The sequence below is a fragment of the Staphylococcus sp. HMSC067F07 genome (assembly GCF_001837405.1).
Taxonomy (GTDB): domain Bacteria; phylum Bacillota; class Bacilli; order Staphylococcales; family Staphylococcaceae; genus Staphylococcus; species Staphylococcus capitis.
In genome coordinates this window covers 427,849-440,341 of sequence record NZ_KV832234.1, presented here as the reverse complement: position 1 = coordinate 440,341, position 12,493 = coordinate 427,849, and the positions used below count along the sequence as shown (strand labels likewise).

Annotated in this window: 16 protein-coding genes and 1 pseudogene; 7 read left to right on the top strand and 10 right to left on the bottom strand. The window is 31.3% G+C overall.

Annotation, left to right across the window (positions count from 1 at the left end):
* Window positions 1–11: 11 nt before the first annotated feature.
* Window positions 12–767: an NADPH-dependent oxidoreductase gene (locus HMPREF2706_RS05365; RefSeq protein ID WP_030061281.1), complete on the bottom strand. Its 756-nt coding sequence runs from the start codon at window positions 765–767 to the stop codon at window positions 12–14.
* 159 nt (window positions 768–926) lie between these two features.
* Between HMPREF2706_RS05365 and HMPREF2706_RS05360 the strand changes: the two genes are divergently transcribed.
* The 5 genes from HMPREF2706_RS05360 (at window position 927) to HMPREF2706_RS05340 (ending at window position 5,744) form a co-directional block, all read left to right on the top strand.
* The gene (locus tag HMPREF2706_RS05360) at window positions 927–1,706 is read left to right on the top strand and encodes a 2-keto-4-pentenoate hydratase (RefSeq protein ID WP_049427022.1); all 780 of its coding nucleotides are present in this window, start codon (window positions 927–929) and stop codon (window positions 1,704–1,706) included.
* Between the two features lie 446 nt (window positions 1,707–2,152).
* Entirely contained in the window at window positions 2,153–2,722 is a 570-nt protein-coding gene (ahpC, locus tag HMPREF2706_RS05355) for an alkyl hydroperoxide reductase subunit C (protein WP_030061284.1), read from the top strand.
* Window positions 2,723–2,736: 14 nt separating this feature from the next.
* Window positions 2,737–4,260: an alkyl hydroperoxide reductase subunit F gene (ahpF, locus tag HMPREF2706_RS05350; RefSeq protein WP_030061286.1), complete on the top strand. Its 1,524-nt coding sequence runs from the start codon at window positions 2,737–2,739 to the stop codon at window positions 4,258–4,260.
* A gap of 321 nt (window positions 4,261–4,581) precedes the next feature.
* Window positions 4,582–5,208 carry an NDxxF motif lipoprotein gene (locus HMPREF2706_RS05345; RefSeq protein WP_070597587.1) on the top strand — a complete coding sequence of 209 codons (627 nt, stop codon included), beginning with the start codon at window positions 4,582–4,584 and terminating at the stop codon, window positions 5,206–5,208.
* A gap of 158 nt (window positions 5,209–5,366) precedes the next feature.
* Window positions 5,367–5,744: a hypothetical protein gene (locus HMPREF2706_RS05340; RefSeq protein WP_023349914.1), complete on the top strand. Its 378-nt coding sequence runs from the start codon at window positions 5,367–5,369 to the stop codon at window positions 5,742–5,744.
* Window positions 5,745–5,851: 107 nt separating this feature from the next.
* On the opposite strand, the pseudogene HMPREF2706_RS05335 reads toward HMPREF2706_RS05340, so the two are convergent.
* The 4 genes and pseudogenes from HMPREF2706_RS05335 to HMPREF2706_RS05320 all read right to left on the bottom strand — a co-directional run bounded on the left by HMPREF2706_RS05335 (window position 5,852) and on the right by HMPREF2706_RS05320 (window position 8,698).
* Window positions 5,852–6,426, bottom strand: a pseudogene (locus tag HMPREF2706_RS05335) (histidine phosphatase family protein).
* A gap of 27 nt (window positions 6,427–6,453) precedes the next feature.
* On the bottom strand, window positions 6,454–7,086 hold the full coding sequence (locus tag HMPREF2706_RS05330) for a LysE family translocator (protein ID WP_002434620.1): 633 nt from the start codon (window positions 7,084–7,086) through the stop codon (window positions 6,454–6,456).
* Between the two features lie 340 nt (window positions 7,087–7,426).
* Window positions 7,427–8,281: a patatin-like phospholipase family protein gene (locus HMPREF2706_RS05325; RefSeq protein ID WP_002434588.1), complete on the bottom strand. Its 855-nt coding sequence runs from the start codon at window positions 8,279–8,281 to the stop codon at window positions 7,427–7,429.
* 162 nt (window positions 8,282–8,443) lie between these two features.
* Window positions 8,444–8,698: a GlsB/YeaQ/YmgE family stress response membrane protein gene (locus tag HMPREF2706_RS05320; RefSeq protein ID WP_002434433.1), complete on the bottom strand. Its 255-nt coding sequence runs from the start codon at window positions 8,696–8,698 to the stop codon at window positions 8,444–8,446.
* A 301-nt stretch (window positions 8,699–8,999) separates the two neighbouring features.
* Here HMPREF2706_RS05320 and HMPREF2706_RS05315 point away from each other — a divergent pair, with 301 nt between their 5' ends.
* Entirely contained in the window at window positions 9,000–9,260 is a 261-nt protein-coding gene (locus HMPREF2706_RS05315; protein ID WP_002434577.1) for a hypothetical protein, read from the top strand.
* Between the two features lie 3 nt (window positions 9,261–9,263).
* On the opposite strand, the gene HMPREF2706_RS05310 is transcribed toward HMPREF2706_RS05315, so the two are convergent.
* Window positions 9,264–10,013: an amidohydrolase family protein gene (locus HMPREF2706_RS05310; protein WP_030061295.1), complete on the bottom strand. Its 750-nt coding sequence runs from the start codon at window positions 10,011–10,013 to the stop codon at window positions 9,264–9,266.
* 156 nt (window positions 10,014–10,169) lie between these two features.
* Here HMPREF2706_RS05310 and HMPREF2706_RS05305 point away from each other — a divergent pair, with 156 nt between their 5' ends.
* Entirely contained in the window at window positions 10,170–10,427 is a 258-nt protein-coding gene (locus HMPREF2706_RS05305; protein ID WP_030061297.1) for a helix-turn-helix domain-containing protein, read from the top strand.
* Window positions 10,428–10,497: 70 nt separating this feature from the next.
* Here the strand turns inward: HMPREF2706_RS05305 and HMPREF2706_RS05300 are convergent, their stop codons facing one another.
* From HMPREF2706_RS05300 to rpsR, 4 genes are all read right to left on the bottom strand, one after another.
* A complete protein-coding gene (locus tag HMPREF2706_RS05300; protein ID WP_023349918.1) occupies window positions 10,498–10,851 on the bottom strand; it encodes a magnetosome magnetite crystal formation protein family in 354 nt (117 codons plus the stop codon).
* An 83-nt stretch (window positions 10,852–10,934) separates the two neighbouring features.
* Complete coding sequence (locus HMPREF2706_RS05295) at window positions 10,935–11,507, bottom strand: DUF5067 domain-containing protein (protein ID WP_227959544.1); 573 nt, start codon at window positions 11,505–11,507, stop codon at window positions 10,935–10,937.
* Between the two features lie 127 nt (window positions 11,508–11,634).
* A complete protein-coding gene (locus tag HMPREF2706_RS05290) occupies window positions 11,635–11,889 on the bottom strand; it encodes a hypothetical protein (protein WP_023349920.1) in 255 nt (84 codons plus the stop codon).
* 328 nt (window positions 11,890–12,217) lie between these two features.
* Window positions 12,218–12,460: a 30S ribosomal protein S18 gene (rpsR, locus tag HMPREF2706_RS05285; protein WP_001831354.1), complete on the bottom strand. Its 243-nt coding sequence runs from the start codon at window positions 12,458–12,460 to the stop codon at window positions 12,218–12,220.
* Window positions 12,461–12,493: the final 33 nt, after the last annotated feature.

Genomic DNA, 12,493 nt, shown 5'->3' with positions numbered 1-12,493 from the left:
TTTTATTTGCATTAACGTTTTATAAATCCAGCTTTATTAAGTTGGTCTAGCATATCTAGCCTAGTTTTTCTTCCTAAGAAAGATTCAATTTGTTCGGTCCAAGTTTCAGTTCTTTCGCCATTTGTACGTTCTTTATAATAATCACTAACCACTTGGTCATATTCATCTAATTCACGACGTTGTTTATCATTACTTGCATCGTAACTATTTTTATGGAAAATGTGTTCAAATGGTAAACGTGGTTTAGGCTCACCATCTTCATCCTCAGCGGGTTCTCCTACAGCCATACCAAATAGAGGGAAAGTATAGTCAGGTAAGTCTAAAATTTCACGAACACGACCTACATCATTACGTAGGGAACCTAAATAAACGATACCGTAACCCATATCTTCAGCTGCTACAGCCATATTCTCAGATACAAGAGCCACATCAATCGTGCCTACTAATAAGCCTTCAGCTGAACCGTATGAGACTTCCATATCTGAATCCACTTTTTCATTTACTAAACTATGACGGTAATAATCTAGAACGAAGACGAATAAATAACCATTATCTAACACATAAGGTTGCCCTGAAACTTCTTTTAAATTTTCTTTAATTTCGGGATCATCAACACCTATAATTGAGTAAGTCTGAAGATAACTAGAAGTTGATGCGCCTTGTCCAGCCTCAACTAATTTCTTCACAGTATCATCACTAAGAGGACTATCTTTGAACTTTCTTACTGAATGATGCTTACGCATTAAGTCGTATACATAATCTGACACACTAATCACTCCTAATAAATTTATACACATATGATAAATCCTAATTTGTCTTTAAATATTCTATACCCTGAACAAAGGACTTTTAAATTTATTTGCACACAGCTTATTTAAAAGTTATCATAATAGTATTAATTTTCAGATATTTTAAGGAGAGATATCATGACTCAAGCTATTAAAAATATTTCAAATGCCCTTTTCAATTCTTTTAAAAATAAAAAACCTATTGATTTTGTAAGCGAAAATTACAATATCACTGAGGAAGAAGCTTATTTAACTCAAGATGATTTAATTGAACAGCTAAAATTTAAAGATCGTACACATGTTGCTGGATACAAAGTGAGTATGACGAGCGCTACAACACAAGCAATTGCTCATACTAATGAGCCTGCTTATGGCACTATTTTATCAGATAAAATAGTAAATAATGGTGACGCTGTCTCACTTTCTTCATTATTTTCCCCATTATTAGAACCAGAAATTATGTTTATTGCAAAAGAAGACTTACCTTATGATGCAGATTTACAAACAATTATTCTTAATACTGAAATCGCTGCCGGCATTGAGATACCTGACGCAAGATATAAAGATTGGTTCCCGAATTTCACTCTTGGTGATTTAATTTGCGATGATACTGCAACAGGATTGATTGTTGTAGGAAATAAAGTAGATCCTTTAGATATAGACGCATTTGCGCATGTACAATTGAATTTATATAAAGATGAAGAATTAATTGCTACAGGTGACTCATCTGAAGTATTAGGTAACCCTCTCAATGCTGTACTTTGGCTTATTAAAAAGTTACATTCCCACGGTAAACAAATAAAAAAGGGACAAGTCATTTCTTCAGGAACATTCATCTCTCCGCTTAAATTAGAGTATGGTACGTATCGTGCAGAATATAGTGGAATAGGTACCGTAGAGTTTAAGGTTTCTAAATAAAACTAAACCAAATAGAGTTAAATTCAAAATAGTAACAATTATTTTGAATTTAGCTCTATTTTATTTATATAAACTGTCATAAAAGAAAATTGAGGGTACAGATGTTATCATTAATGTATAGATGTAATAAAATTACACTCCATTATCAATGAAACATGTTTAGTTGAGAATGATATGTGTTATTTATGGTATAAGAAGTGGTTGGAAAAGAATATTACATTCGATAAATTAAGCTTCTTATCACTTTATAGTTCGCATTGTTCATCTCTAACATGACGCTATATAAAGGCTATTGTTATTCATTTTCTCAATTAAAAAGTTTCTAAAGTTGACTATTTAGATTGTAGATGTGATAATACTTATCAAGAGATTAGAATTATTATAAACAAACAATTATTGTTAACTAATTCTAATTTATACTTAAAAATTTCAGGAGGTATTTACCTATGTCTTTAATTAACAAAGAAATCTTACCTTTCACAGCGCAAGCTTATGATCCAAAAAATGATGAATTTAAAGAAGTTTCTCAAGAAGATTTTAAAGGTTCTTGGAGTGTAGTATGCTTCTATCCTGCTGACTTCTCTTTCGTATGTCCTACAGAATTAGAAGATTTACAAAACCAATATGATAAATTACAAGAATTAGGTGTCAACGTATTCTCAGTATCAACTGATACTCACTTTGTACACAAAGCTTGGCATGATCATTCAGATGCAATCAGCAAAATCCAATATCAAATGATTGGTGACCCATCTCAAACAATCACTCGTAACTTCGATGTATTAGATGAAGAAGTTGGTTTAGCTCAACGTGGTACATTCATCATCGATCCTGATGGTGTAGTTCAAGCAGCTGAAATCAACGCTGACGGCATCGGTCGTGACGCTAGTACATTAGTTAACAAAATTAAAGCAGCTCAATATGTACGTCAACATCCAGGCGAAGTTTGCCCAGCTAAATGGGAAGAAGGTTCTGAATCATTACAACCTGGTTTAGACTTAGTAGGTAAAATCTAAGGAGGCATTAAAAAATGCTTAATGCTGATTTAAAGCAACAATTAAAACAATTATTAGAGCTAATGGAAGGCGACGTTGAGTTCATCGCTAGCCTTGGCTCAGATGATAAATCTAAAGAACTTAAAGATTTACTAGATGAAATTGCTGATATGTCAGCACGCATCACTGTAACTGAAAAAGATTTAAAACGTACACCAAGTTTCTCTGTAAATCGCCCAGGTGAAGAAACAGGTGTTACATTTGCAGGTATTCCATTAGGTCATGAGTTTAACTCACTTGTATTAGCGATATTACAAGTAAGTGGCCGTGCTCCTAAAGAAAAACAATCTGTGATTGACCAAATTAAAGGTCTTGAAGGGCCATTTCATTTCGAAACTTTCGTTAGTTTAACTTGTCAAAAATGCCCTGACGTTGTTCAAGCATTGAATTTGATGAGTGTTATTAATCCTAACATTACGCATACTATGATTGATGGTGCAGTTTTCCGTGAGGAGTCTGAAGACATCATGGCTGTACCAGCTGTCTTCTTAGATGGTCAAGAGTTCGGTAATGGCCGTATGACTATTCAAGATATTTTAACTAAATTGGGAAGCACTCAAGATGCTTCTGAATTTAATGATAAAGACCCTTATGATGTTCTAATCGTAGGTGGTGGTCCTGCAAGCGGTAGTGCTGCTATCTATACTGCACGTAAAGGACTACGTACAGGTATTGTTGCTGACCGTATTGGTGGTCAAGTTAATGATACTGCTGGAATTGAAAACTTTATTACTGTTAAAGAAACAACAGGTTCTGAGTTTTCTTCTAACCTTGAAGATCATATCTCACAATATGACATTGATACGATGACAGGTATCCGTGCTACTAATATCGAGAAAACTGATTCAGCAATTAAAGTTACTTTAGAAAATGATGCTGTACTAGAAAGTAAAACTGTGATTATTTCTACAGGTGCAAGTTGGCGAAAACTTAATATTCCTGGTGAAGATCGCCTTATTAATAAAGGTGTAGCATTCTGCCCTCACTGTGACGGCCCTCTATTTGAAAATAAAGATGTCGCAGTTATCGGTGGCGGTAACTCTGGCGTTGAAGCAGCTATCGATTTAGCAGGAATTGTTAAGCATGTTACTGTATTTGAATATTCATCTGAATTAAAAGCAGATAATGTCTTACAAGATCGTTTACGTTCTTTATCAAATGTTGATATTAAAACGAACGCTAGAACTACTGAAGTTCTTGGTGAAGACCATGTTACCGGTATTAGTTATGAAGATTTAAATAGCGGTGAAACTCAAGTAGTAAATCTTGATGGTATTTTCGTTCAAATCGGTTTAGTTCCTAACACTGCATGGCTACAAGATGCTATTGAACTAAACGGACGTGGCGAAGTAGTCATCGATCGTGATAACGCGACAAACGTTCCTGGTGTATTCGCAGCAGGTGACGTGACAGATCAGAAGAATAAACAAATTATAATTTCAATGGGTGCTGGCGCTAACGCTGCGTTAAATGCATTCGACTATATTATCAGAAACTAAATGATAATTATTTACCTATCATAATATCTTCACACTAAAAGAGCCTTAATTGTTAAGGCTCTTTTGCTTCAGACTGTTGGCAAAGTATCAGACTTTGTCGGCAGTTTTTTTATATTCAATTAATATTGTAACGATGTAGTTTTATATCATTGGATCAGAATAGTGAAAATGATTTTATACACGACACAAAATAGTCATACATCACTATGAATTGTAGTTCTTAAACATTCAAATATTTTTTCATAAATGATACTCTATAATGTGTGTAATAACTAAAAATAATACTTAATTATAGAGATGTTAAAGGAGTTCCATCATATTATGAAAAAAAGAGTAATTTTAAGTTTACTAATTGTGCTCGCCTTGGTACTTTCAGCTTGTTCAAATCAAAGCGAGGATGATAATGACCAAAATAGTCATAGTAGTACTCATGCACCTAAAAAAGCTAAAAATATGAAAGAAAAAGACATTTTCTCCTCTAATAAAAAGGGACAAAAAATAAGTGAGTCTGAAATGAAAAATGCTCTTAAAACATATTTACAAGCTAATAGCGATATTCTTGATAATAAATACGTAATGCAACATAAGTTAGATAAACAAAGTGATAGTAGCCCTAAAATCACTAAATCTCAGGCAAACAAATTAAGCGAATTATCTAATTTAGCTGTTAAAAATGATTTACGTTTCAAAAAATTTGTTAAAAACAATCACATTCCACAAGAATATAAAGATCCAACACAACGTATTATCAACTATTTCAACGCTTTAAATAGTACAATTGCAAATGTTGATGAAGATATTGAAGAATTAAATTACCAACCTCAAAATTCAATCAATGTCGTTGACGTACCTACTAAATATGCAGGTGACGTCAATAAAAAACAACAAGATAAAATCACTAAATTCCTCGATAAAAAAGGAATTAACACTGAAGTATTTAATAAGTAATCAATTAAAAATACCTCTATTTGATGAGATTTAACATCAAATAGAGGTATTGCTTTTTAACCTTTGACAGCGCTAACAATTTACTTCACACTAATAGTGTCTAATGTATTTATTGTATAGAAACTAAAAATTTTACAAATTTTATTAGGAGTGACTCGATGAAACTACGTGTAAGTTTTATAATTCTAGCGATACTAGGATCAATTGGCGCGATTTTAACACTTGCTAAGTATCCGAGCGGCCCAAATACTATTAATTATGACGAGCCTTGGCAAATATTCACTGCTATCGTTACTCTATTAGTGAGTGCTTTACCAGCTTTAATATTAGGATTCTTCAATAATTTAGTATGTAGAATCGTATCGGCAATAATACAAATTTTTGCATTAATGCTTTGGTTCATCTTAGCCGTAGTCACTTTTTTAACAGGGTATATACAACCTGGTTTAATGAGTGGTTTAACAGTCGTTTTGATACTAGTAAGTACTATTATCACACTTTCTGTGGGCTACAAAAAGACACAGTCTTATGCATAATTATAAACTTTAAATATTGATTATTAAGACACCCATCAGTCTTATTTCCTAAAAAAATAGTGAATGGATATAAGAGGATTTAGCCTACTCATATCCACTCACTATTTTTATTTATGAACTAAATATGGATAACAGTTCTTAATCTCGGCATCTAAAGCATCTTCTTTATTGAGTTCACCTAAATAAACTAATATACATCTTATAACTACTTGATGAGCAATTATAACTATATTTTCATCGTCATGATTTAACTCCTCATTAAAGAAGTGCTCAATACGTTCATAAACATCTTGATAGCTTTCACCCTCAGGTGCTTTTTGACTAAAGCTATGTCGAAAGTCTTTAAACTCTGGGTCATTGAAGTATCTTTCGTATTCTACATCTTCACTAACCTCTTGTTTTTCCCTTCAAATACACCTAATGAACGTTCTCTCAACGATTTAGTGAACGTTGTAGGTATATTATACGGAAAGATACCCTCATATGTTTGTTGTGTTCTCAACAAATCAGAGACATAAACATGTTCAATCTTCTTATTAGTAAAATAAGTGACTAAATCTTGCGCACTTTGCATACCTTTTTCAGTTAAAGGAACGTCTAATTGGCCACAAAAATATGGTTTACCATGTTTATTATCATAATTGGACTGAGATTCACCATGTCTTACAAGATAGATATTCATTTTATAATACTCCTTAAAATTATATGATTAACTACTTTTACTTAGTAGTAAATTAATTGATAAACCAATTAATACGATTCCAACTACATAGTCAAAAACCACTTTGAACTTAGGTTTACTAAATAATAGTTTAATATATTGGAAAATAAACACACAGAATAAAAACCATAAACATGTAACAAGTACTACTGATAAAGATAAAACAGCTACTTCTGATTTTACTTGAATACCTCCATTTGAGAGAAATTGAGGTAAAATACTCACGTAAAATAATAATGCTTTAGGATTTAAACTTGTACTAAGAAAACCTTGTCGATAAGATGTTAAATAGCTTACATTTCTTACATCTGCCAACGCTTCCTTACTAAAATTCATTGTACTATGGGCGCTTCTAATACTTTGAATTCCTAAATAAATAAGATAACAAGCACCTAATATTTTAATAATTAAAAAGACGTAATATAAACTAGTCAATATGTATATAATGCCGAAAATTGCTAAAGAAGAATAAAGAATATGTCCTGTAGTAATTCCTAATGCTGCTACTATCCCATTCATTTTACTAGAATTAATTGTATTTTTCATCACAATTAAAAAATCAGGACCTGGCACAATGATAATCAGTAACGTAATAATAATGAATGAAAATAGTCCTTCCATACGCGTCCCCTCCTTGATGTCGTTTTATACATTAACAATTATTACATACAAAAAATCATAATGTAAGACCTCCCTAAGACATCCCTGAAGTTCTATAATTGTGAAATTTTAGAAAAAACTCCATTTTCAATATCTTATCTCAAATTGCTATTTTGCGAATTTGATTTATAGTTTTAAAAGAATTTAAAAAATTATTATTGTCAGATAAATGTGAATCATGATACTATTAGAGTGTAGTTAGTAGTAACTACAAAGTCTTTTATATTCATGAACATAATACTCCTGGATGGCGTAACCCAGCGCCATCCTCTTTTTTTGTCTAAAATCTAATAAATCATTATTATAAATTTTTTAGAAACTCTTTCACTTTATTTGAATCTGCAAGTCCTTGTTCTCTGGATGCTGCTGCAATTACTTTTCTAATACTTGGGTCAACTGGATTATTACCCATTTCATTAAACTTAGCTACTACACTAGCATTCGGTATTAATGACAATACTTGTTTGCCTTCTTGTATTAATTGATCAACTTGCTGCTTTAAACTTATAGGCGTATCTACTTGGACATTAGGTGAAAGAATAATTACTTTCTCAGTCTCAGTAGCTAAATCTGCATTTTCCATTGAATAGGATCCGCCATCTGAATATTGTTTACCGTCAATCGTAGTAGGAGGCCATACTCCTGGAAGTGAAGAACTTGCACTTAAAGCTTGATGGATATTTATATTATCTTCTTGCTTCCAAGTCTTTCTACGTACAGTTTCAATATCAGTACCAGTAATTATTAAGTTATCTCCCCATTGGATATCACCTATACGTTCTTTTATTCTTTTAATATGTTCATCTTCTGTTACAGCTACTTGGTATGTTTTCGCAAATTCACACAATTTCTCAACCCAGTCATCTCCATTAGTAGCTTCTTTAGTTATACGTTCATATTCATCGAATACTTCTCCCATATTAGGGTTAGGATTAACTTCATTAATTTCTTCATCAATTTGTTCATTCCAAATCTCTTCCCAAGTTTTATTTGATGCGATTACGGCACCAACTTGTGAACCCGCTGAAGTTCCAATAATTTGTTCAGAAAGTCTTAGCTCAATTCCATGATCAGCTAATCCTTTTAGTAAACCAATTTCCCAGGCAATACCATATTGGCCACCGCCACCTAATACTAAAGTGATTTGTTCAGACATTTGAGCAACCTCCTTATTTAATCTTATAGTATATTTTACCCTGGGACACGTCCTATCATTCGAACAATTGTTAATGATGTTAGGTATGCAAGATATATAAATTTAAGCAATAAAAAAGATGACCCCTTAATGAGGTCATCTCATGTAACTTATCTTTATTGTTTATTTCTTTTTGAATAAACGTAAAACTAATGAAATTAAAAAGATTAAAATAATTGAACCAAGTAACGCTGGGAAGATGTGAATTTTACCTAATTGTGGACCCCAATGTCCAAGAATTGCAGTACCTACCCATGAACCTACGATACCTGCGATAATATTACCTAAGATTCCGCCTGGGATATCTTTACCCATAATTAAGCCGGCAATCCAACCAATGATACCACCGACAATGATCATACCTATTAATCCAAACATAATGATTGTCTCCTTTACTTAATAATTATTTATCCAATAGTAATTGATACCCTTCGACAGATTTATTAAACAAATTTACGAAAAAAATTTATTTTAATTTAAAAAAGAAACATTTATTATCTACTTTCAATAGAAAAAAACACTTACTTTTAAAGTATTTATGCATCGTAAAAATACTAAGTATATTTTAATAGTAACATTGTAAAATTGCCTTCATGACAACAATAATTTGTATGTTAAAATATTTGAGTAATATTTGCTTAGCGCTCATAAAACTCTTATTTTAGGAGGTTTACGTCATTTGAATAGTAAATTGAACATACTCAAATTTTTAAATAAATTTTTCCAAATTATAGGTTTCTTATCAGTCATTACAATTTTATTAATCATTACATTTAATTTTTTCATTTATGGCCATCTGGAAGGTAATTTTGAAATAGGATTTAACATTAAAAGTAAACAAATCTATATTATGACTACGTTAATTATCTTAATTATAGTTTGTACTATTGCTTCTCTAATCATTAGAAAAATTGAATATAAAAAAGAAAAAAATCAATGATTACTACTTTGTAATCCTATAAAAATGCATCGCATTTTTGTAAAAGATCTTTTCTTGTTCTTCTTTAGAGAAGTTTTTCTCAATCAGTTCAATGTCTGACTTCTCAAATGGACGTTTTGCTCGAGTAGATGGTAAGTCTGTGCCAAACATAATCGCGTTAGAATTAATTTCCATCAGTGCTTTAAGAGTTTGTAAAGGATCAACCTCTATTCGACCGAAACCTGTCGCTTTTACATAAACCCCATTACGAACTAAATCTTTTAAATCTTCAAAGCCTTCTTTAGTAAGCCCCAGATGGTCTATTGAAACTTGAGGCAATTCTAAAATAATATCTTTAATTTCACCCAATTTTTTTGATTCAATATAAAGCTCAGTATGCCATCCCACTAAATCATAGACACGCTGTGCAAATGATTTAAGATGTCTTAAATCTTCCGAACCTCCTCTTTTTACATTAAACCTTACTCCTCGTACTCCTAATTCGTTTAATTTTATGATTTTTTCATCAGACGTTTCTACAGGTAGTTGAGTTGTACCTACAAAGTGTCCTTTTAAACTTTTAAGTGCATGTATTAAATAATCTTGATTGAATCCTTGGAATGAGCCAGAGACAATTACACCATCATCGATCCCTAGATCTTTTTGCCATATTTCATAATCTTCTTCTTTAAATTCTGGAGGCATATAACCTTTATTTTCTTTTACAGGATAATCAAAATTAATAATATGAAAATGTGCATCAAAAATTTTCATTCTAGCACCCCCTAATTTTTTATTTTATTAATTTATTACCACAAAAATTAAATATAACGACACATTTAGATTTAATATCACATTGAAAGCTCATTTTTATAATTATAGAATAAAAATACACCAAGATGATATCAGCAAGAATTGGAGTTGTTTCATATGAATTTACATATTCTATATAATTTAAGAACTAAACGCCATTTAGAAATTGAGGAATTAGCCCAACAGTTAAATGAGAAATACGGAACGCACTACGAAGCTCATCAAATTTGGGAGTGGGAAAATCACTACCACGAACCTAAATTTAAAGATGCATTGCATTTAGCTGATTTCTTCAACACTCCATATCAAATGTTTCTTGAAAGTAAAGTTACAGAGTATCAAAAGCATTTAGATGATGTGGATATTAGAATGTAGCACGCGATACAAAAAGAAAAGCTAAGATAGTACGTTTCAGTATAATAAACGTATTACCTTAGCTTTTTTATCATTTCTTTCCTTGATTTAATATTTTAACCCCAGTAACAATGCTTATAATCAAACAGATTAAAGCTAAAATACCAAAGATAATTCCAACAATTAAACTAATAATGAAAACTGCATCAGGATGCGCATGAGCACCATTATGTGCGTATTTAGCATTATTAAAAGCACTTTTCATTATCCAAACAAATATAGTCCATGAAATATGATTAATTAATGAGTTTTTACCATATTTTGACATTGGTTTATCAGCGAATATCCATACGCAAAATGGAAATAGCAACGGCGCGAATAAGATACTAAAATAACTTAAAGCCGCAAGTAATTTTTGATTTTTAGTCATTTCAATATTGTTCATTTCAATCACCTCTACAAAACTTATTAAAACACAAACAATTGCCTTTAATAACCTTCATAGCGATATCTTTCAGTAGTGTAAGTTTATCGATTGGAAAGTTGATTTAAATCAACTGTTTTAAGTTCTGAAATAGGGTAATCTTGTTCAGCTAATATCTTACCTTCATAACCTCGTTTCGCTTGCAGAACAACCTTTTGGGCATTATTAAGGTGATAAATTACCATTCCTTTACGCGTCTCACCTTTTTCTATTTTTTCATCATTCTTAGTAAGCCATTTTCTATAGTGATACAAATGCTTTGTATTCTTTCTCATCCCTAAGGGTTTATCGTTTTGTAAAACTCTAAAACCTTTCTCCCAAGAGTTTTTTACAGTTACACTGTATTTATCAGATTTACTCTTCACTTTGTATTGAATAGCTAAATCAGTAACATTATTACGAGGATCCCTTAGTATGAAAATCCTTTTGATTTTAATTATCTGTTTATCGAGAACCAATTTATTATTCTTAAATTGCACAATATTATTATTTAACATCTTATGTACTAATTTATTTTCACTTTTAACCTCATCTTTTTGAGCTTTACTCTTATCGCAAGAAACACCAAACAGACATAATATTAAAATAGTAGCAAGAATTCTTTTCAATACACTCACCCATAAAAATTAATAATTATATTATACTATAATATTTTACTTCATTTGGTGCAGGCAGGTATTTACTTAGGAGGAAAATTTAAATTCTTACTCCTGGTCTCCATAATCAAATCATTATTTTATTTCTCTATTCATCATCGTCATCATCGAAGAATACATCATAAATAAGTTCAATAATCGTTATAACCAAACCTAAAATAACTATAGCGTTAGCAGTTTTGTTATCAAAAATATGTATAAAATCAATTTTACTTATTATATTAAAAAACCATCCATGTCTATCATTATTTATATTAAAATAATCAAAGACAAAAGCCACAACAAACGTGACCACTAAATTGATAAATAAATTTTTAAGAACTTCCTTTAAATTATATTCCATCGTAAGACTCCTTTGTTTATTTAATACCGTCAATACTTAACTTATCATAAACAAAGTAAATTGATATAAAAAATTAAAAAATTGCCTATACTAATATAAATTACTAATCTAGTTATATATTTAATGAAAAGATATACTTATTACTAAATAGTGGGGCGCATCTGCGCGGAGTGTACTTGAGGTTAACTGTTGTGACGGTTGCCTTTTTTTATGCTCAAAATTTCAAAAACTCTTAAATTATGCCCTTTAACTGCCCTTTTTCTAAAATTTAAAGCACAAAAATAACCCCGTAAGCCTATGCCTACGGGGTTTAACAATAAACTATATATTATTGTTCTTCTTTTACATATGGTAATAAAGCCATATGACGAGCACGTTTAATAGCTGTAGTCAACATACGTTGATATTTGGCTGAAGTGCCTGTTACACGACGTGGTAAGATTTTACCGCGTTCAGAGATAAAACGTTTTAATAATTCAGTGTCTTTATAGTCGATGTGTGTAATACCATTTGCTGTGAAATAGCAAACTTTTTTACGACGACGTCCGCCTCTTCTTGGTCCACCTGCCATGGTTAACTGCCTCCTTTGACTTATTTTTCGTTT

Excerpts from the sequence above, each read along its gene's own strand:
- HMPREF2706_RS05360 (WP_049427022.1), top strand. The coding sequence starts at position 927 with ATGACTCAAGCTATTAAAAATATTTCAAATGCCCTTTTCAATTCTTTT.
- ahpC (WP_030061284.1), top strand. The coding sequence starts at position 2,153 with ATGTCTTTAATTAACAAAGAAATCTTACCTTTCACAGCGCAAGCTTAT.
- ahpF (WP_030061286.1), top strand. The coding sequence starts at position 2,737 with ATGCTTAATGCTGATTTAAAGCAACAATTAAAACAATTATTAGAGCTA.
- HMPREF2706_RS05345 (WP_070597587.1), top strand. The coding sequence starts at position 4,582 with ATGAAAAAAAGAGTAATTTTAAGTTTACTAATTGTGCTCGCCTTGGTA.
- HMPREF2706_RS05340 (WP_023349914.1), top strand. The coding sequence starts at position 5,367 with ATGAAACTACGTGTAAGTTTTATAATTCTAGCGATACTAGGATCAATT.
- HMPREF2706_RS05330 (WP_002434620.1), bottom strand. The coding sequence starts at position 7,086 with ATGGAAGGACTATTTTCATTCATTATTATTACGTTACTGATTATCATT.
- HMPREF2706_RS05325 (WP_002434588.1), bottom strand. The coding sequence starts at position 8,281 with ATGTCTGAACAAATCACTTTAGTATTAGGTGGCGGTGGCCAATATGGT.
- HMPREF2706_RS05320 (WP_002434433.1), bottom strand. The coding sequence starts at position 8,698 with ATGTTTGGATTAATAGGTATGATCATTGTCGGTGGTATCATTGGTTGG.
- HMPREF2706_RS05310 (WP_030061295.1), bottom strand. The coding sequence starts at position 10,013 with ATGAAAATTTTTGATGCACATTTTCATATTATTAATTTTGATTATCCT.
- HMPREF2706_RS05305 (WP_030061297.1), top strand. The coding sequence starts at position 10,170 with ATGAATTTACATATTCTATATAATTTAAGAACTAAACGCCATTTAGAA.
- HMPREF2706_RS05300 (WP_023349918.1), bottom strand. The coding sequence starts at position 10,851 with ATGAACAATATTGAAATGACTAAAAATCAAAAATTACTTGCGGCTTTA.
- HMPREF2706_RS05290 (WP_023349920.1), bottom strand. The coding sequence starts at position 11,889 with ATGGAATATAATTTAAAGGAAGTTCTTAAAAATTTATTTATCAATTTA.
- rpsR (WP_001831354.1), bottom strand. The coding sequence starts at position 12,460 with ATGGCAGGTGGACCAAGAAGAGGCGGACGTCGTCGTAAAAAAGTTTGC.